17 protein-coding genes and 1 tRNA gene are annotated in these 17,482 nt (G+C 63.4%); 12 read left to right on the top strand and 6 right to left on the bottom strand.

Annotated elements, in window-relative coordinates; all coding sequences use genetic code 11:
• Positions 1–56: 56 nt before the first annotated feature.
• The 6 genes from Q4G24_RS05075 (at position 57) to Q4G24_RS05050 (ending at position 8,389) form a co-directional block, all read left to right on the top strand.
• Entirely contained in the window at positions 57–1,538 is a 1,482-nt protein-coding gene (locus tag Q4G24_RS05075) for an AMP nucleosidase (protein ID WP_303365423.1), read from the top strand.
• Positions 1,539–1,698: 160 nt separating this feature from the next.
• The gene (locus tag Q4G24_RS05070; RefSeq protein ID WP_303365422.1) at positions 1,699–2,001 is read left to right on the top strand and encodes an HU family DNA-binding protein; all 303 of its coding nucleotides are present in this window, start codon (positions 1,699–1,701) and stop codon (positions 1,999–2,001) included.
• Between the two features lie 160 nt (positions 2,002–2,161).
• Positions 2,162–3,076, top strand: a complete 915-nt coding sequence (locus Q4G24_RS05065) for a DMT family transporter (protein ID WP_303365421.1) — start codon at positions 2,162–2,164, stop codon at positions 3,074–3,076.
• 68 nt (positions 3,077–3,144) lie between these two features.
• Complete coding sequence (locus tag Q4G24_RS05060) at positions 3,145–4,227, top strand: efflux RND transporter periplasmic adaptor subunit (protein ID WP_303365420.1); 1,083 nt, start codon at positions 3,145–3,147, stop codon at positions 4,225–4,227.
• Complete coding sequence (locus Q4G24_RS05055) at positions 4,224–5,321, top strand: efflux RND transporter periplasmic adaptor subunit (protein WP_303365419.1); 1,098 nt, start codon at positions 4,224–4,226, stop codon at positions 5,319–5,321. The genes Q4G24_RS05060 and Q4G24_RS05055 overlap by 4 nt, the downstream gene beginning before the upstream one ends.
• Positions 5,318–8,389 (top strand): efflux RND transporter permease subunit, encoded by a 3,072-nt coding sequence (locus Q4G24_RS05050; protein WP_303365418.1) that lies wholly within the window; start codon positions 5,318–5,320, stop codon positions 8,387–8,389. Before Q4G24_RS05055 ends, Q4G24_RS05050 begins: the two co-directional genes overlap by 4 nt.
• Before the next feature lie 98 nt (positions 8,390–8,487).
• Here the strand turns inward: Q4G24_RS05050 and Q4G24_RS05045 are convergent, their stop codons facing one another.
• Complete coding sequence (locus tag Q4G24_RS05045; protein WP_303365417.1) at positions 8,488–8,802, bottom strand: cupin; 315 nt, start codon at positions 8,800–8,802, stop codon at positions 8,488–8,490.
• A gap of 94 nt (positions 8,803–8,896) precedes the next feature.
• Here Q4G24_RS05045 and Q4G24_RS05040 point away from each other — a divergent pair, with 94 nt between their 5' ends.
• Positions 8,897–9,322 carry an Lrp/AsnC family transcriptional regulator gene (locus tag Q4G24_RS05040; RefSeq protein WP_303365416.1) on the top strand — a complete coding sequence of 142 codons (426 nt, stop codon included), beginning with the start codon at positions 8,897–8,899 and terminating at the stop codon, positions 9,320–9,322.
• A gap of 45 nt (positions 9,323–9,367) precedes the next feature.
• On the opposite strand, the gene clpB is transcribed toward Q4G24_RS05040, so the two are convergent.
• Entirely contained in the window at positions 9,368–12,004 is a 2,637-nt protein-coding gene (gene clpB, locus Q4G24_RS05035) for an ATP-dependent chaperone ClpB (protein ID WP_303365415.1), read from the bottom strand.
• A 157-nt stretch (positions 12,005–12,161) separates the two neighbouring features.
• On the opposite strand from clpB, the gene Q4G24_RS05030 reads away from it, so the two are divergent.
• On the top strand, positions 12,162–12,869 hold the full coding sequence (locus tag Q4G24_RS05030) for a hypothetical protein (protein WP_303365414.1): 708 nt from the start codon (positions 12,162–12,164) through the stop codon (positions 12,867–12,869).
• Between the two features lie 382 nt (positions 12,870–13,251).
• Here the strand turns inward: Q4G24_RS05030 and Q4G24_RS05025 are convergent, their stop codons facing one another.
• Genes Q4G24_RS05025 through Q4G24_RS05015 form a run of 3 tightly spaced genes read right to left on the bottom strand, consistent with a single transcriptional unit; the run spans position 13,252 to position 14,851 of the window.
• On the bottom strand, positions 13,252–13,689 hold the full coding sequence (locus Q4G24_RS05025; RefSeq protein WP_303365413.1) for an NUDIX hydrolase: 438 nt from the start codon (positions 13,687–13,689) through the stop codon (positions 13,252–13,254).
• Positions 13,689–13,958: an NfeD family protein gene (locus tag Q4G24_RS05020; protein WP_303365412.1), complete on the bottom strand. Its 270-nt coding sequence runs from the start codon at positions 13,956–13,958 to the stop codon at positions 13,689–13,691. Before Q4G24_RS05020 ends, Q4G24_RS05025 begins: the two co-directional genes overlap by 1 nt.
• Complete coding sequence (locus Q4G24_RS05015) at positions 13,955–14,851, bottom strand: SPFH domain-containing protein (RefSeq protein WP_303365411.1); 897 nt, start codon at positions 14,849–14,851, stop codon at positions 13,955–13,957. Before Q4G24_RS05015 ends, Q4G24_RS05020 begins: the two co-directional genes overlap by 4 nt.
• A 99-nt stretch (positions 14,852–14,950) precedes the next feature.
• On the opposite strand from Q4G24_RS05015, the gene pyrF reads away from it, so the two are divergent.
• Positions 14,951–15,637 carry an orotidine-5'-phosphate decarboxylase gene (gene pyrF / locus Q4G24_RS05010; protein WP_303365410.1) on the top strand — a complete coding sequence of 229 codons (687 nt, stop codon included), beginning with the start codon at positions 14,951–14,953 and terminating at the stop codon, positions 15,635–15,637.
• Here pyrF and Q4G24_RS05005 read toward each other — a convergent pair whose 3' ends face one another.
• A complete protein-coding gene (locus Q4G24_RS05005; RefSeq protein WP_303365409.1) occupies positions 15,638–16,498 on the bottom strand; it encodes an N-formylglutamate amidohydrolase in 861 nt (286 codons plus the stop codon).
• Positions 16,499–16,624: 126 nt separating this feature from the next.
• On the opposite strand from Q4G24_RS05005, the gene Q4G24_RS05000 reads away from it, so the two are divergent.
• The 3 genes from Q4G24_RS05000 (at position 16,625) to Q4G24_RS04990 (ending at position 17,462) form a co-directional block, all read left to right on the top strand.
• Positions 16,625–16,699, top strand: a tRNA-Val gene (locus Q4G24_RS05000).
• A 79-nt stretch (positions 16,700–16,778) separates the two neighbouring features.
• Positions 16,779–16,904, top strand: a complete 126-nt coding sequence (gene ykgO, locus Q4G24_RS04995; RefSeq protein ID WP_042245282.1) for a type B 50S ribosomal protein L36 — start codon at positions 16,779–16,781, stop codon at positions 16,902–16,904.
• Positions 16,905–16,958: 54 nt separating this feature from the next.
• Positions 16,959–17,462 (top strand): DUF1643 domain-containing protein, encoded by a 504-nt coding sequence (locus tag Q4G24_RS04990; protein ID WP_303365408.1) that lies wholly within the window; start codon positions 16,959–16,961, stop codon positions 17,460–17,462.
• Positions 17,463–17,482 lie beyond the last annotated feature (20 nt).

The raw sequence follows: 17,482 nt of genomic DNA, 5'->3' as shown, positions 1-17,482 counted from the left end.
TGCTTGCCAGCCCCCCCCCCGTGGTGGCATGGTCCGCCAAAGAGGAGAGCGACAAGATGCCTCAGGACAGCCGATTTCTGCCCGTCGAGACCCCGGATCATGTGGACCGCCAAAGCTTTGACCATGCCGAAGCCGCCGTTGACCGGCTGATCGCACTGTATGACCGCTCGACCCGGTTTCTGCTGGATCGGTTCACCGGGACGATGGACGGGCGCAGGCCGGATGCCCGTTATCGCGCCTTTTACCCGGAATTGCGCCTGACCACGACGCGCCACAGCCAGACTGATTCGCGCCTGTCCTATGGGCATGTGGTGAACCCCGGCACTTATTCCTCGACAATTACCCGGCCCGACCTGTTCCGTAACTATCTGATTCAGCAGGTCGGTTTGCTGATCCGCAACCATGATGTGCCGGTGGTGGTCGGTGACAGCGAGACCCCGATCCCGATTCATTTCGCCGTGGCCTCGCAATCTGATCTGGCGGTTCCGCAGGAAGGCGTCCTGTCCTATTCCCTGCGCGATGTGTTCGACGTGCCGGACCTGAACACGATGAACGATGATATCGTGAACGGCTTTGCCGAAGATATTGACGGTATCCGCTATCTGGCCCCGTTCACGGCGCAGCGTGTGGATTACTCGCTGGCGCGGCTGGCGCATTATACCGCCACCTTGCCCGAGCATTTCCAGAACTTTGTGCTGTTCACCAATTATCAGTTCTATGTCGATGAGTTCGAAGCCTTTGCCCGGCAGGCGCTGGCCGATCCGGCATCGGGCTATACCGGCTTTGTCGCGCCGGGAAACCATGAGATCACGACCAGCGATGCGGCTATCGAGCCGCTGCTGAAAATGCCGCAGATGCCCGCCTATCACCTGAAACGTGCCGACGGGCAGGGGATTACGCTGGTGAATATCGGTGTGGGGCCATCCAACGCCAAGACCATCACCGACCACATCGCCGTGCTGCGCCCGCATGTCTGGCTGATGGTCGGCCATTGCGCGGGGCTGCGCAATTCGCAATCTCTGGGTGATTTCGTGCTGGCCCATGCCTATCTGCGCGAGGATCACGTTCTGGATGACGACCTGCCCGTTTGGGTGCCGATCCCGGCGCTGGCCGAGGTGCAGGTCGCCTTACAGGATTCTGTTGCCGAAATCACACAACTGGAGGGTTATGAGCTGAAGCGCATCATGCGCACCGGCACCGTTGCCACCATCGACAATCGCAACTGGGAATTGCGCGACCAGTCCGGCCCGGTCAAGCGGTTGTCGCAGTCCCGTGCCATTGGTCTGGACATGGAAAGCGCCACCATTGCCGCCAACGGATTCCGGTTCCGGGTTCCCTATGGAACGCTGCTTTGCATCAGCGATAAGCCCTTGCACGGCGAATTGAAGCTGCCCGGCATGGCGAATGATTTTTACCGCACCCAGGTCGCCCGCCATCTGCAAATCGGTATCCGCGCGATGGAGAAGCTGCGCGACATGCCGCTGGAGCGTATCCACAGCCGAAAGCTGCGCAGTTTCAGCGAAACGGCCTTTCTTTAGGGCGGAAACCAGCCGGTTGGGGGGCAGGACGTGGGGGAATCCGACTGTTTCATGCGGAAAATACTTGAAAAGCCTCCGAAACCATGTTCAGCAGTCGCATTGCCGTGACAACGGCGGATAATAATGCCCGCAAGACGGGAAACCACCGAGGAGACAGACCATGGCCGCTACGCCTGCCGTCAAGCCGCTGACCAAGACCCAATTCGTTGCCGAACTGGCCGAAGCAATGCAGTCGGACAAGAAAACCGCTGCTGCCGCGCTGGATGCGGTTGCCGCTGTTATCACCCGCACCGTCTCGGAAGGCGGCGCGCTGACTATTCCCGGCGTCGGTAAAATCGGCTGCCGCGCACGCCCCGAGCGTCAGGTCCGCAACCCGCAGACCCAGGAAATGATGACCAAGCCGGCTGATAAAGTGGTGAAAGTCACCATCGCCAAGGCGCTGAAAGACAGCGTGAACGGCTGATTTCTGTGCGGGCCTTTCCGGGCCTGACAGACAGTTGCGGGGGCCGTCCTTTGGGGCGGCCTTTTGCATTGTTGTGTCTTGCGCATGGCAGGGTTGCGACAGGCGCAGTTGACCGTCCGGGCTGGTGCTTCCACGCTGGCCCGATGTCAGGGGGGATGCGGTGGATATTCGGGCAATCGTGATGGGGGTCGCTTTTGCGGCCATGTGGGCCTCGGCCTTTACCTCGACGCGGATGATTGTTCTGGCGGCACCACCGCTGACGGCGCTGGTGATCCGCTTTGCCCTGTCGGCAGTGATTGCCGTGGGGCTGGCGCGGCTGATGGGGCAAAGCTGGCGGCTGACGCGGGGCGAATGGCGGGCGGTGGTGGTGTTCGGCATCTGCCAGAACGCGCTGTATCTGGGGTTGAGCTGGCTGGCGATGCAGCGGATCGAGGCGTCGGCCTCGTCCATCGTGGCCTCGACCATGCCGCTGCTGGTGGCGCTGTTCGGCTGGCTGGTCCTGCGTGAGCCGCTGCGCCCGATGGCTTTTGCCGGGCTGATTCTTGGCATGATCGGCGTGGCGGTGATTATGAGCGTGCGGATCTCGCACGGGCTGGACCTGATCGGGCTGATTCTGGCGATTGGCGGCGTGATCGCGCTGACGGCGGCAACGCTGGCGATGCGTGGTGCGGGCGGCGGGCGCAATGTGCTGATGATCGTAGGGTTACAAATGGGCGTGGGCGCGGCGGCGCTGCTGCCGGTGGCGGCGCTGACCGAATGGCCTGCGGCTGTGGACTGGTCGCCGCGGCTGGTGACGGCGTTCCTTTATACGGTGCTGGTGCCGGGGATCGCGGCAACTTTCGTCTGGTTCCGGCTGGTAACGCGCATCGGCGCGGTGCGTGCGGCGACGTTTCACTTTCTGTCGCCGTTCTTCGGCGTGGCTATCGCCGCCGCCTTGCTGGGGGAACGGTTCGGCCTGTCCGACGCCATTGGTGCGGCGGTGATTGCGGCGGGCATCCTGATGGTGCAGCTTGCCCGGATTCCGCCACAGGCTGCGGTTGCCAGGTCAACATCTGATGACGTAAGGTCGGGATAACCTGCGCAGGCTTTCCTTTCGCAGCGGATTGCCGCAAAAACTGTGGGACAAGCGAAAGGAATCTGCCGATGCGCCTGCGTTTCAGTCTTGCTGCTGCTCTGGTTGTGCTGGCCTTGCCCGCATTGGCGGATGTGCCTTTGCCCGTGCAACTGGTCGAGGTCGAGAAACGCCCGCTGAGTTTCGATCTGTCCCTGACCGGCAGTATCGAATCGCGTGACAGTGTGGACCTTGGCTTCCGGCAGGGCGGGCGTGTGACCGAAGTGCTGGTTTCTGCCGGCGACCGGGTGGTGACGGGGCAGGCGCTGGCGCGGGTGGATGCGTTGCAACAGGAACAGGCGCTGCGGGTCGCAGAGGCGGCGCAGGCCTCGGCGCAGGCCACGCAGGATCAGGCCGCGCAGGCCGCCGAACGCGCCCGCGCCATGCTGGCCCGTGGCGTCGGCACCCGCGCCGCCCGCGATGCCGCGAATGAGGCGCTCAGCTCGGCCGAAGGTGCCTTGGAGCGCGCCCGCACCGGCGTCGAACAGGCGCAGCGCGCGGTCGAGGATGCCATCCTGACCGCACCTGTCGATGGTGTGATCACCGCCCGCTCGGTCGAGCCGGGGCAGATCATGGGGGCCGCGCAAACCGCGCTGTCGGTGGCCAGCCTGCATCCGCTGGAGGCCGTGTTCCAAAGCCCCGACCGGCAACATCTGGATCAGGCGATGGGCATGCCGGTGAATATGACCCTGCTGGATATGGACGGGCCGGGGCTGCGGGGGCAGGTGACGGAAATCTCGCCTCTGGTCGGGCCGCAGACCGGCTCGGTGACGATCAAGGTGCTGATCGACGAGGATGCGCCCCGCGATGCCGGGATGCTGGGTGCGGCGGTGCTGGGGCAGGTGCAGATGCCTGCCGGTGAGGGGTTGGCGGTGCCGTGGTCGGCGCTGGCCAAGACGGGCGACCAGCCTGCTGTCTGGGTGCTGGACGAACAGGGTGGTGCGCAGATCGCCCCGATTGAGGTGCTGCGCTATACCACCGGGGACATCGTGATTGGCGCGGGGGTGGAACCCGGTCAGAAGGTCATCGCCGCCGGTGCGCAACTGATCTATCCGGGCCGTCAGGTGATCGACATTGCCGCCACCGCGACCACCATGCCAGAGGCCCGCCCATGAACAGAACCCTGATTTTTGCTGCCGTTCTGGCGCTGTTCCCTGCGGTTTCCGGCGCGATTTCCCTGCCTTGGGGCGGGGGTGAGAAACCTGCCGCGCCGCTTCCGCCGCCGCCGGTCGTCAGCGAGATTGTCGCACTCACCGACCCGGCTGCCCGTTCCGTTCCCGGCGTGATCGCGGCGCGGGTCGAGGTCGCGCTGGGGTTTCAGACGCTGGGGCGGCTGATCTCGCGTCCGGTGGATCTGGGCGACCGGGTGGCGACGGGTGATCTGCTGGCCGAACTGAACCCGGATGATCTGGACAGTGACGTTCGCGCCGCCGAGGCCGCCGTGGAATCGGCCCGGACACAGCTTGCCACCGCTGAGGCGACGGCCAGCCGCACCCGTGCGCTGGCCGCCCGCAATGTCGCCAGTCAGGCACAGCTTGAGCAGGCAGAACGCGGCCTTGCCAGCGCCCGCGCCGCCGCCGATCAGGCACAATCGCAACTGATCCGCGCCCGCGATGCGGCCAGTTTCGCGGTGATGCGTGCACCCTTCGACGGGGTGATCAGCGCCACATTCCAGAACCCCGGCGCGGTGGTCAGTGCTGGTGAACCCGTGCTGCAACTGTCCGATGAGAACGAGCGCGAAGCGGTGATCGACTTGCCCGATTCCGCCCTTGCCGCGCTGGCCGAGGGCAGCCGCTTTGTCGTTTATAGCAGCGGCGAGCAAGCCCCGTATGAGGTTGGTGCGGTCCTGCGCCAGATTGACCCGATGGCCGATGCCGCGACCCGCACCCGGCGGCTGCACCTGCGGCTGGATGATCCGCAGGCGTTCCGGCTGGGGGCGCTGATCCGTGCCAGGCTGGCCAGCGAGGGCGCCGAGGTGCTGACCGTGCCGCAGCAGGCTATCGCTGGTAACCCCGATGAACCGTATCTGTGGATTGTCACCCGCAACGATGACACCGCCACCGTATCGGCCCGCCCGGTGACGCTGGGGGCCAGCATCGAAGGCCGCGTCACCGTCGCCAGCGGGCTGAGTGCGGGCGAAGAAATCGTCACCCGCGGCGTCAATTCGCTGACCGAAGGCCAACCTGTCGGCAGGAGCGTCAAACCATGAAGATCAACCGCTTCAACCTGTCAGACTGGGCCTTGCATCACCGCAGTTTCGTCTGGTTCCTGCTGATTATCAGCATGATTGCCGGGGCGATCAGCTATAACAACCTTGGCCGCGAGGAAGACCCGAATTTTACCATCAAAATCATGGTTATCAGTGCCGCCTTACCTGGCGCGACCATTGATGAAACGCTGAATCAGGTTACGACCCGCATCGAAACCAAGCTGGAGGAGCTGGATGAACTGAAATTCACCCGATCCGTGACCATGCCCGGCACCTCGGTCGTTTATCTGGAGCTGCTGCCGACTGTGCGTGGTCCTGAGGTGCCAGAGGTCTGGAAGCAGGTGCGCAACATGATGGGCGATATTCGCGGCGATTTCCCGCAAGAGTTCGCGGGCTTTCAGTTTAATGACAATTTCGGGGATGTGTTCGGCAATATCTATGCCTTTACCGCTGACGGCTTTTCCCAGCGCGAGCTGCGCGACCGGGTGGAAAGCATCCGCAAGCAGGTTCAGGCCCTGCCTGCCTCGGGCAAGACCGAATTGCTGGGTGAGCAGAAAGAGGAAATCTATCTTGAGTTTTCCTCGACCCGGCTGGCGGCGCTGGGGCTGAATCAGGCGCAGGTGATGAATACGCTGGCGGCGCAGAACGCGATTGCCTCGTCGGGTGTGGTGCAGGCCGGGCCGGAACGGGTCTTTGTCCGGGTTGGCGGCCAGTTCGACGATGCCGCATCCATCGCCGCCGTGAACCTGCGGATCGGGGACCGGTTCTTTAACGTGGCCGATGTGGCGACCGTCCGGCGCGGCTATCAAGACCCGCCGCAAAGCCTGTTCCGCTATAAGGGACAAGAGGCCATCGGCCTGCAAATCGGGATGCGCGAAGGCGGCAATATCCTTGAGTTCGGCAAGGATCTGGACGCGCTGATGGATCGTGTTGCCGCTGATCTGCCTGCCGGTATCCAGATGCACAAGTTTGCCGATCAGCCGCATGTGGTCAAGGATGCGGTGGGCCATTTCATCACCGCGCTGATCGAAGCGGTGGTGATCGTGCTGATCGTCAGCTTTATCAGCCTTGGCCTGCGGGCGGGGTTCGTGGTGACGCTGACCATTCCGCTGGTGCTGGCGATTACCTTTGTGATTCTGGACCTCTACGGCATCACCTTGCAACGGATCAGCCTTGGCGCGCTGATTATCGCGCTGGGCCTGCTGGTCGATGATGCGATGATCGCCATTGAAACCATGATTTCGCGGCTTGAGCTGGGCGAGAATATCACCGAGGCCGCCAGCTATGCCTGGACCTCGATTGCCTTTCCGATGCTGACTGGCACGCTGGTGACGGTGGCGGGGTTCATTCCCATCGGGCTGAACAACTCGGCTGCGGGCGAGTTCACCTTTTCCCTGTTTGTCGTCATTGCCGTGTCGTTGGTGATTTCGTGGATCGTTGCGGTGTTGTTCGCGCCGATTCTGGGGGTGGCGCTGCTGCCGCAGACGATGAAGCATCACAGCGCCGAACCCGGCTGGCTGCGGCGCAGTTTCCATCGCCTGCTGCGGGTCGGGATGCGGTTCAAATGGGCGACCGTGGCCGTGACCATGCTGATTTTTGTGGTGTCCGTCTGGGGGATGCGCTTTGTCGAGCAGCAGTTCTTTCCGACCTCGGACCGGACGGAAATCATTGTCGATGTCAACGAACGCCAGAACGTCAGCATCACCCGCACCCGCGACGACATGGACCGGCTGGAGGCCTATTTGCAGGGCGACGACGACGCGCTGTTCTGGACCTCTTATGTGGGCCGGGGTGCGCCGCGTTTCGTGTTGTCGATGGATGTGCCGACGCCGGGGCCGCATATGGGCCAGATCGTCATTCAGACCCCGGATCTGGCCGCCCGTGACCGGCTGAAGGCACGTCTGAACCAGATTGCCCATGACCATTTCCCCGGCGTCGATCTTTATGTGAAGAACCTTGAAATCGGCCCGCCGGTGGGCAAGCCGGTGCAATACCGCGTCTCCTCGCCCGATCTGGATGTGGCCCGCGATGCGGCGCTGGGGCTGGAGCAGGTTCTGGCAACCGAGCCGCGCCTGCGCGACATCGCACTGGACTGGAATGAACCGGCGCGGGTGCTGCGCATCCAGATCGACCAGGACAAGGCCCGGCAACTGGGCATCACCAGCACCGATATTGCCGGGGCGCTGAATGCGATGCTGTCAGGCACGACGGTGACGCAGATTCGTGACGGGATTTTCCTGATTAACGTGATTGCGCGTGGCGATCAGGCCGACCGGCAATCACTGGAGGCCGTCAGCAACCTGCAACTGGCGACCCCGACCGGGACGCCGATCCCGCTGGCGAGCCTGGCGCGGGTCGAGTTCGACACCGAGCAGCCCCTTGTGATCCAGCGCGACGGGCTGCCGACGGTTACGGTCAAGGCCGCCATCGCCAGCAATGATCAGCCCGCGACGCTGGTCGCCGCCATGGCGGAGCGGGTGGCGGATTATGCCGCCAGCCTGCCGCCGAATGTGCAGATCGTCGTTGGCGGCACGGTCGAGACCTCGGGCGAATCGCAGGCCCCGATTGCGGCCGTGGTGCCGGTCATGCTGCTGATCATGGCGGTGCTGGTCATGGCGCAGATGCAATCCTTCCGGCTGTCGCTGATCGTGTTCATGGCTGCGCCGCTGGGGCTGATCGGGGTGGTTGCCACGCTGCTGCCCTTTGGGGTGCCGATGGGTTTCGTCGCCATTCTGGGGGTGCTGGCGCTGATCGGTATTCTGATCCGAAACTCGGTCATTCTGGTGCATGAGGTTCAGGTTCTGCTGCAACGTGGCCATGATCACTGGAGCGCGGTTTTTGTTGCGTCAGACAGCCGGGCGCGGCCGATCCTGCTGACGGCAGCCGCCGCCTCGCTGGCGCTGATCCCGATTTCGCGGCAGGTGTTCTGGGGGCCGATGGCTTATGCCATGATGGGCGGGATCATCGCCGGGACGCTGATTACGCTGATCTTTGTTCCGGCGTTGTATTGCGTGGTTTACAAGGTCAGGCCACCCAAGGACGACGATCCGGCACCGGTGACACATTAGGACGACGATCCGTCAGGGTGTTCCGGTCGGGCATGAATACGGGGCCGGACAACCCAGACTGTGCAATCTGTCCCAGCGCCGGCCCGTGATCGGGTGGCCTAGACGCTGCCTTGTCGTTCGACCACCAGAATACGGGCGGAGCCGATGGGATGGGCGACATGCTCATCGCCGTTCCCGACGTGAAAAATATCGCCGGGTTGCAGCCGGTGCGTGACTGTCTGGCCGTTCTGGCGCGTCCGCATGTCAACCATCCCGTCCAGCACCACAAAGACTTCGGGACCATCGTTGATGTGCCATTTATAGGGCGCATCGCTCCAATGCAGCTGAACCGTTGTCGTGCCGGTGAATGTCTCGACCGGCAAAGCATCCCATGCGCGGGTGCCGGTGAAATCGAGGGGGGAAATCTTGCGCATCTTCATCTCCTGCTGATGGGGTTATATGATGACATTCACCCCTGAAGATCACCTTGCAGAGTGACGGAAATGGCCTGCAATTTGCAGTATTTCGATGGATATTGACCGGACCGGAAAGCGTATTCTGGCCCTGCTGGCGCAAAATGCCCGGATCAGCGCCACCGCAATCGGCCAGCAGGTTGGTCTGTCCCGGACGGCGGTTCAGGATCGGGTGGCGGCGATGGAACAGCGGGGGATCATTCAGGGCTATCATGCCCGGATTGCAGAGCATGTGGGGCTGGTTTCGGCAATTCTGACCATCCAGATTTCCGGGCGGCCCTGTGATCCCGCCCTGCGCTGGCTGGCGGCGCAGGAAGGGGTTGAAACGGTGCTGTCCCTTTCCGGTGAGGTCGATGCAATCGCCTGGGTCACATTGCCCGATATGGCCAGCCTGTCCGCCCTGACCGACCGGGTTGCGCTGTCGCCGCTGATTGCATCGGTCAGCAGCCGGATTATCCTTGGCCGATACGGCGGAACATAACAGCCGGGTCAGAAAAAAGCCCCCGGCGAACCGGGGGCTTTTCTGTCAGTGGATCGGGTGCGGGTCTGTTGCCGGACCGCTGCCCGCATCGCCAAGTTTATGGCCCGCGCGGCCGATGCGATTGCCGACGATCAGCCCTTCATCACCGGCGCTGACCTTGACGGTCTGGCCGTCCAGAACCTCGCCCGACAGCAGCAACGCGGCCAGCGGGTCTTGCAGGCTGCGCTGAATCACCCGTTTCAGCGGGCGGGCGCCGAACACCGGGTCGTAACCCTCGTCCGCCAGCCATTTCAGTGCTGCCGCGTCCAGATCCAGCGTGATCTTGCGCTGTGCCAGCCGTTGTTCCAGCCGGAAAAGCTGGATTTTCACGATGCCGTCCATGTTCTCGCGGCTGAGCCGGTCAAAGATGATGATTTCGTCCAGACGGTTCAGGAACTCGGGGCGGAAATGCGCCCGGACGGCCTCCATCACCTGCGCGCGGGCCGCGTCGCTGTCGGCCCCTTCGGGCAGGCGCGACAGGGCTTGCGAGCCAAGGTTGCTGGTCAGGATAATCAGCGTCTGCTTGAAATCCACCGTGCGGCCCTGACCATCGGTCAGTTGTCCGTCGTCCAGCACCTGCAACAGCACGTTGAACACATCCGGGTGTGCCTTTTCGACCTCATCGAACAGGATCACCTGATAGGGACGCCGCCGCACGGCTTCGGTCAGCACGCCGCCCTCATCATAGCCGACATAGCCCGGAGGTGCGCCGATCAGCCGCGAGACCGAGTGCTTTTCCATGAACTCGGACATATCAATCCGCACCATGGCGCTGTCATCGTCGAACATATAGCCGGCGATGGCCTTGGTCAGCTCGGTCTTGCCGACGCCGGTCGGGCCAAGGAACAGGAACGAGCCAAGCGGGCGGTTTTCGTCGTTCAGACCGGCGCGGGCGCGGCGGACGGCATTGGAAACGGCGGTCACGGCCTCGGACTGGCCGATGACGCGCTGGCCAAGCACATCCTCCATTTTCAGCAGCTTCTCGCGCTCGCCCTCCAGCATCTTGCTGGTGGGGATGCCGGTCCAGCGTTCGACGACCTCCGCAATCTGTTCGGGGCGTACGGCCTCCTCGACCATCAGATCGCTTTGGGTTTCCGCATCCGAAAGCTGCTTTTCCAGCCCCGGAATGATGCCATAGGACAGCTCACCCGCGCGGGCGAGGTTGCCTTCGCGCTTGGCCTGATCCAGTTCGGCGCGGGCGCGGTCAAGCTGCTCTTTCAGGTTGCGCGAACCTTCCAGCTTGTCACGCTCGGCCTGCCAGCGGGCGGTCATTTCATTGCTGCGGTCCTGAAGGTTGGACAGGTCTTTTTCCAGCTTTTCCAGACGGTCGCGGCTGGCGGCGTCATCCTCTTTCTTCAGGGCTTCGGCCTCGATCTGCATTTGCAGGATCTGACGGTCCAGCGCGTCCAGTTCTTCGGGCTTGCTGTCCACCTCCATCCGCAACCGGCTGGCGGCCTCGTCCACAAGGTCGATCGCCTTGTCTGGCAGGAAGCGGTCGGTGATATAGCGGTTCGAAAGCGTCGCCGCCGCCACCAGCGCCGCATCCGAGATGCGAACGCCGTGGTGAAGCTCGTATTTTTCCTTGATCCCGCGCAGAATGCTGATCGTGTCCTCGACGGTCGGCTCCTCAATCAGCACCGGCTGGAACCGGCGGGCAAGGGCAGCATCCTTTTCGATATACTTGCGGTATTCGTCCAGCGTGGTCGCGCCAACGCAATGCAACTCGCCCCGCGCCAGCGCCGGTTTGATGAGGTTCGCGGCATCCATCGCGCCATCGGTCTTGCCCGCGCCAACCAGCACATGCAATTCGTCGATGAACAGAATGATTTCACCGGCGGCGTTTTCAATTTCTTTCAGGATGGCTTTCAGCCGCTCCTCGAACTCTCCCCGGTATTTCGCCCCGGCGACCAGCGCGCCCATGTCCAGCGCCATCAGCTTTTTGTTGCGAAGGCTCTCTGGCACGTCGCCATTGACGATGCGCAGGGCCAGCCCTTCGGCAATTGCGGTTTTGCCGACGCCGGGTTCCCCGATCAGCACCGGGTTGTTCTTGGTGCGGCGCGACAGCACCTGCATGGCGCGGCGGATTTCTTCGTCCCGGCCGATGATCGGGTCGATTTTCCCCTGCTCTGCGGCTTCGGTCAGGTCGCGGGCATATTTGCTCAGCGCCTCCATCGTGTCCTCGGCGCTGGCGCTGTCGGCGGTGCGGCCCTTGCGGATGTCGTTGATGGCGGCGTTCAGCTTTTGCGCCGTGACCTGCCCGGCACTCAGCGCGTCGCGGGCGTTGGTGTTGGTGACGGCCAGCGCGGTCAGGATGCGCTCGGCAGGCACATAGCTGTCGCCAGCCTGTTTCGCCAGTTTCTCGGCCTCATCCAGAACCCGGACCAGCGAGGGGTCGATATAAACCTGACCGTCCCCGCCCGAGACCTTGGGCAGTTTGGCAACCGCCCGGTCAACAGCGGACAGAATCGCCGCGGCGTCGCCCCCGGCGCGGGTAATCAGGTTGCTGGCAAAGCCCTGATCGTCGTCCAGCAGGGCCTTCAGCAGATGTTCGGGCAGCACGCGCTGTTGTTCTTCGCGGATGGCAATGGTCTGTGCGGACTGAATGAAACCGCGTGACCGTTCGGTGAACTTTTCAATGTTCATGTGATGCGTCCTTTTGCAGCCCCCGCCTGTGCGCCGCCCAATCTGGCACGGCGCGATGCGGGTCATACTGAGCAGATGGGGATACCCGTGCAGGCTTTCAAGCGGACCGGTTGACGGGTTTGGCGCGGGCTGTAGGCTGGGGTCGGGAGGGCGCATCATGGCCGATCAATCCAGCGGCGCCGGGCAGCGGGCGCAGAACCATCTGGTGCTGTCTTATCTGACGTTGCGCCGTGCCATCGGTCAGTTGGGGCTGTTTCTGCCTGCGGCTTTGCTGGCCTATGCCGGGGTGTTCGGCGGCGGGCTGTTGCCGACGATCTCGGACTATTACTATTCCCCGATGCGCGAGGTTTTTGTCGGCACGCTCTGCGCCCTGTCGGTGTTTCTGTGGAGCTATCGCGGCTATGCGGATGGGACGCGGTGGCTGAATGATCGCAATGTCGCCCGCGTTGCGAGTCTGGGGATCTTGGGCGTCGCCTGGATTCCGACCCTGCCGTCAGAGCCGGGGCCGGTGGTCTGCACGATGGCGCAATGCCTGCTTGGGGTGACATGGGCCAGCCGGTTGCATTACGCCTGTGCGGTGGCGTTTTTCGCGGCGCTGGCGGTGTTCTGTCTGGTGCTGTTCGTGCGCGGCGGCAGCAAGACCCCGGAAAAGCGGGCCAGCAATCGCCTGTATCGAATCTGCGGCTGGGTGATCGTGGCGTGTATGGTGCTGATTGCGGTGGCCTCGGTCTGGTTGCCGCGTGAGGTGATTGCCCGCTGGTCGCTGGTGTTCTGGCTGGAGGCGCTTGCGACGGTGGCGTTCTCGGTCAGTTGGCAGGTCAAGGGCGACGGGCTGCGGCCCTTGGTCCGGCTGGTCGAGAGATAGCCAGACAGGTCCGGCATGGCCCGGATGCGCGCCGGGAAATCGTGTCGGGAAATGCGATCCGCAGGTTGCTGGGGTTGGCTGAAACCGCGCGCCTTTTACCATTCAGGCCAGTTGTGTGGTTCGGTTCAAAGGGGGCGGTATTGCTGCGCTGAACCGGGGTATCGGCAGACTGCGGCGGGCTTTGGGAGTTTGGACAGGCGCCAGAGGGATGTCGCTCGTCGGTGGTGCGTCGGCCTGACGACGCAGGAGCGAGAAAGGGGCAAGCGTAATGCCTTGGCCTTGGTTTGGCCGTGGATGCAGACGGATCAAGGCAGGCTATGGGTGGCTGGGGCGTTGTGGTTATGGCGCTGATGGGCTGGCGGGCTGCGGCGATCTGGCAGGGTTAGCGCAGATCCAGTATAGCCCGGATGCGCGCCTGGAAATGCGGTATGGCACATGGATGGTTCAGGTAATCCGTGACTGGCATCATCTGCCATTCCTGCCCCTCATTGCCAAAGCGGATGCTGGCGATTTCGGCCCGTGTCAGGTGGAGGGTGAACATGGCGGCATAGCGCCCCGGCTGATGGGACGGCGTATAATCCTGCCGGATCAGCAGGCGGTTGGGCGGCAGGGTGAGGCCGAACTCCTCTGCCAGTTCACGCAGGGCGCAGGCTTCGGCCGCCTCGCCCGGTTCGGCCCCGCCACCGGGCAAGTCCCAATGGTCGGGCCAAGGGATATGGTCGAAATTATCGCGGCGATAGGTCAGCAGGTCCGGCCCGCAGGTGGCGATGATTTTCGCGCCTGACAGGGCCTCGCCCCGAGACTCTGATCCCAATGGCATCAGTCGTTGATGTCGCGGTCCCAGATGCGGACCTGACCCTTTTGCACCCCCATAGAGCGACGCAGCCACCACCAGACCAGCGCCGTCAGAACGGCCACCAGCACCAGCGCGGCAGGCAGTGACCATGGCCACAGGCCAAGCAGCAACAGCAACCCGACCATCGCCACCGCGATGGCCGCGCCGATAAAGACGTAACCTGGCAGGATCAGTTCCAGCCCTGCCAGCACCAGCCCGGCGATGATCCACAGCCAGCCATTCGTCCAGATCATGTTTTCGGCCCCCGCCCTTTCAGCAGGCCAAAGGCGTCGCTGAACGCATCCAGTGCGGCGGTAGGCAGCAAAACGACCTGTTTGCCCGGTCCCTGTCCGACCTGGGTCAGCGCATCGACCTGACGGATGCCAAGCTGATATTGCGCGGCCTCCAGCCCGTTTTCGGCAATGGCACGGGCGATGGCCTCGGTTGAATAGGCCTCAGCATCGGCAAGGATGCGCTTGGCTTTGGCGGTCTGTTCGGCGGCATAAAGATCACCGTCGGCGGCCAGTTCAACGGCGCGGCGCTTGCCCTCGGCCTCGGTCACGGCAGCGCGGCGGGCGCGTTCGGCGTTGAGCTGCTGCAGCATTGCGGCACGGGTTGCATCGTCAAGGTTCACGTCCAGAATCTCGGCCCGCGTGACCTCGATCCCCCAGTCGTCAACCATATTTTCCAACGAATCCTTGATCCGGTCGATCAGTTGGGCGCGGTTGGACTGGACCTGATCCAGCTCCATCCGGCCGATCTCGGACCGGACGATACCGGCAACGGTGGTGGTGATTGCGGCGTCGATGTCACGGATGCGGTAAACGGTCTTTTCCGGTTCCAGAATCCGGTAAAACACGCTGGTTTCCACCTGCACCAGCACGTTATCGGCGGTGATCGCATCCTGACGGCTGGTCGGCAACTGTCGTTCCAGGACGGAAATCTTATGCGCCACCCGGTCGATGAACGGCACGATAAAGTTGATCCCCGGCCCAAGCACCGCCCGCAGTCGTCCAAAGCGTTCGACCACATATTTTTCCGATTGCGGCACGATGCGCACCGCCATCATCACCGCGATGAACAGCACCACCGCCAGCACGACCAGCGTGCTGCTTAGCCCGGTCATGGCCTCGATTTCCTGTAACATCCGACCCTCCGTTTCATGCAGGCGAATTATGGGCTGTTCCGATTCGACTGCAAGCCTTACAGGTCAGGCATGAATATCTGATTAACGCCGGAGAAAATCATGGATGACCGTCTGATCGTCGCGCTGGATGTGCCGAATGCGTTGCAGGGTCTGGCTTTGGCCGAAAAACTTGGCGATTCGGTGGGTTTTTACAAGATCGGGCTGGGGATGCTGACCGGCGGCGGATTGGCGCTGGCGAATGAGCTGAAACAGGACCACGGCAAGCGTATTTTTCTGGATATGAAGTTTTTTGACATCGGCGCCACGGTTGAAGCCGCCGTGCGGGGAATCGCACGATTCGGGTTGGATTTCCTGACGGTGCATGGCGACCCGCATGTGGTGCGTGCCGCGCGTGAAGGGGCGGGCGACAGTGGGCTGAAAATCCTTGCGGTGACGGTTCTGACCTCGCTGGACCGGGCGGATCTGGACGCCGGGCTGATGGTGGCGGGGGATATTCCCGATCTGGTGGCGACCCGTGCCGCCCGCGCTTTCGAGGCCGGGGCGGATGGTGTGATTGCCAGCCCGCGCGAAGCGGCGCTGATCCGTGCCTTGCCCGAATCGGCGGGGCGGCTGATCGTGACGCCGGGGGTGCGGCCCGCCGGTGCGGCGCTGGGCGATCAGAAGCGGGTCGAGACCCCGGCGGCGGCGATTGCGGCGGGGGCGGATCATATCGTGGTGGGTCGTCCGATTTGGCAGGCCCCCGACCCGCGCGTGGCGGCAGAGGCGATTCTGGCCGAGCTGCCCTGACTATTCCGCCGCCAGCCGCTGCGAGGGCGCCAGCCGGGCGATGATCCCGGCCAGCGCCGCATCCAGCCGCCGGGCGAAATCGTCATAGCCATCCGAGGGCGTCAGCCCGTCGGCTTGCAGATACAGGTTGCGGTCGAACTCCAGTTGAATCGCGTGCTGGCCGATCCGGGGCAGGCCATGTGCCGACAGGATGTGCGCCCCCGCGAACGGATTGTTGTGGCGCAGGGTAAAGCCCTGTTCATGCAAGATTTCTGCCACCGTATCGCTGATTTCTGCTGTGGCGGAGGCGCCGTAACGATTGCCTAAAACCACCTGCGGCATGGGGGGCGGCTGGCTGGCGACGGCTTCATGCGGCATGGAATGGATGTCCAGCAGAATGGCCCGCCCGAACTGCGCCCGCCCTCGGGCCATCAGCGCCGCCAGCGTGGCGTGATAAGGCTGCCACAGCGCCGCCAGCCGGGCCTGCGCTTCGGGACGCGGGATGCGGTGCAAAGGCGGAAAAATGGCCCGGCCCCGGCTGACCACGCGGGGAATCACCCCAAGCCCCGAGGCGACCCGCGCATCTGTCACCCGGCGCGGCAGCCCTTGAATCAGCAACGGATCAAGGTCCGAATCGGCGCGGTTCAGATCGACCACCGCCCGCGAGACCCGCGCCGTCAGCACCGCCGCCCCATGCCGTGCCGCGCCTGCGATCAGCAAATCCAGCCACGGATCTTCGGATGAGCGCAGAAGGTGCAGCGGTAAGATGGCTTCCCGCAGGAACCAATCGGGGAAATATCGCCCGGAATGGGGGGCCGCGATGATGATTCCCGTCCAGTCGGGCGGACAGTGCAGGTCGAAAACGGGGGCGGTCTGATCCATCGGCGGAGCTTTCGGCGCAATGGCATCAGCATAGCGTGGATTTTCCGTGGCGATAGCCTCTTGCAACCCGGAAACTGTATCTGTATAGACCTGCGAACCAAAGCAGGGGCGACCCTGTGGCGGCAGGGGCGGTTAGCTCAGCGGTAGAGCACTACGTTGACATCGTAGTGGCCACTGGTTCGATCCCAGTACCGCCCACCATTTTTTCGCAGCCCCCGGATTGCCGGGGGTGTTTCAGTTTACCCTTGGCGCGCGAGCGCCGCGAATGAGGAGAAGACCGATGAAGGTTCGCAACTCGCTCCGCTCGCTCAAGAGCCGTCACCGCGATTGCCAGGTCGTGCGCCGCAAGGGCCGCATCTACGTCATCAACAAGACCAACCGCCGCTTCAAGGCCCGTCAGGGCTGATCCGGCAGGATTGATGCGAAAACCCGCGGTTTCCGCGGGTTTTTTCTTGCGCTGATGCTGACACGCCACCACCAGACCGAGACCACCCGGTCCACCGCCGTTTATTCGGATTGCGAGCGGTATCGCTATCTGCTGACCCGCGAATGGGCACCGGGGGGGCGGGTGCTGTTCGTGATGCTGAACCCCTCGACGGCGACGGAATATCAGAACGACCCCACCGTGGAGCGCTGCGAGCGACGGGCGCGGACCTTGGGTTACGGTGCGTTCCGGGTGGTGAATATCTTTGCCTATCGCGCCACCGACCCGCGCCAGATGCGGGCGCAGGCGGACCCGGTGGGACCGGGTAATGACGCGGCGATCCGCGAATCGCTGGACTGGGCGGACAGCATCGTTTGCGCATGGGGGACGCATGGCGCGCATATGGACCGGGGGCCTGCGGTGGCGCGGCTGCTGCGCGATTCGGGGCGGGAATTGCTGCATCTTGGGCTGACAAAGGACGGCCACCCCAAACATCCGCTCTATATCGCCTATGCGCGCCAGCCCGAGGCATGGCTCTGACCCGCATTAACCCTTTGTTA

The sequence above is a fragment of the Paracoccus sp. (in: a-proteobacteria) genome (assembly GCF_030538695.1).
Classification (GTDB): Bacteria; Pseudomonadota; Alphaproteobacteria; order Rhodobacterales; family Rhodobacteraceae; genus Paracoccus.
Note: the sequence above shows the minus strand (reverse complement) of the source record. Positions and strands in the feature narration are given on the sequence as shown.

Bases quoted from the DNA above. Each gene is read 5' to 3' on its own strand.
- Q4G24_RS05075 (WP_303365423.1), top strand. From the start codon at position 57: ATGCCTCAGGACAGCCGATTTCTGCCCGTCGAGACCCCGGATCATGTG.
- Q4G24_RS05070 (WP_303365422.1), top strand. From the start codon at position 1,699: ATGGCCGCTACGCCTGCCGTCAAGCCGCTGACCAAGACCCAATTCGTT.
- Q4G24_RS05060 (WP_303365420.1), top strand. From the start codon at position 3,145: ATGCGCCTGCGTTTCAGTCTTGCTGCTGCTCTGGTTGTGCTGGCCTTG.
- Q4G24_RS05055 (WP_303365419.1), top strand. From the start codon at position 4,224: ATGAACAGAACCCTGATTTTTGCTGCCGTTCTGGCGCTGTTCCCTGCG.
- Q4G24_RS05050 (WP_303365418.1), top strand. From the start codon at position 5,318: ATGAAGATCAACCGCTTCAACCTGTCAGACTGGGCCTTGCATCACCGC.
- Q4G24_RS05045 (WP_303365417.1), bottom strand. From the start codon at position 8,802: ATGCGCAAGATTTCCCCCCTCGATTTCACCGGCACCCGCGCATGGGAT.
- Q4G24_RS05040 (WP_303365416.1), top strand. From the start codon at position 8,897: ATGGATATTGACCGGACCGGAAAGCGTATTCTGGCCCTGCTGGCGCAA.
- clpB (WP_303365415.1), bottom strand. From the start codon at position 12,004: ATGAACATTGAAAAGTTCACCGAACGGTCACGCGGTTTCATTCAGTCC.
- Q4G24_RS05030 (WP_303365414.1), top strand. From the start codon at position 12,162: ATGGCCGATCAATCCAGCGGCGCCGGGCAGCGGGCGCAGAACCATCTG.
- Q4G24_RS05025 (WP_303365413.1), bottom strand. From the start codon at position 13,689: ATGCCATTGGGATCAGAGTCTCGGGGCGAGGCCCTGTCAGGCGCGAAA.
- Q4G24_RS05020 (WP_303365412.1), bottom strand. From the start codon at position 13,958: ATGATCTGGACGAATGGCTGGCTGTGGATCATCGCCGGGCTGGTGCTG.
- Q4G24_RS05015 (WP_303365411.1), bottom strand. From the start codon at position 14,851: ATGTTACAGGAAATCGAGGCCATGACCGGGCTAAGCAGCACGCTGGTC.
- pyrF (WP_303365410.1), top strand. From the start codon at position 14,951: ATGGATGACCGTCTGATCGTCGCGCTGGATGTGCCGAATGCGTTGCAG.
- Q4G24_RS05005 (WP_303365409.1), bottom strand. From the start codon at position 16,498: ATGGATCAGACCGCCCCCGTTTTCGACCTGCACTGTCCGCCCGACTGG.
- ykgO (WP_042245282.1), top strand. From the start codon at position 16,779: ATGAAGGTTCGCAACTCGCTCCGCTCGCTCAAGAGCCGTCACCGCGAT.
- Q4G24_RS04990 (WP_303365408.1), top strand. From the start codon at position 16,959: ATGCTGACACGCCACCACCAGACCGAGACCACCCGGTCCACCGCCGTT.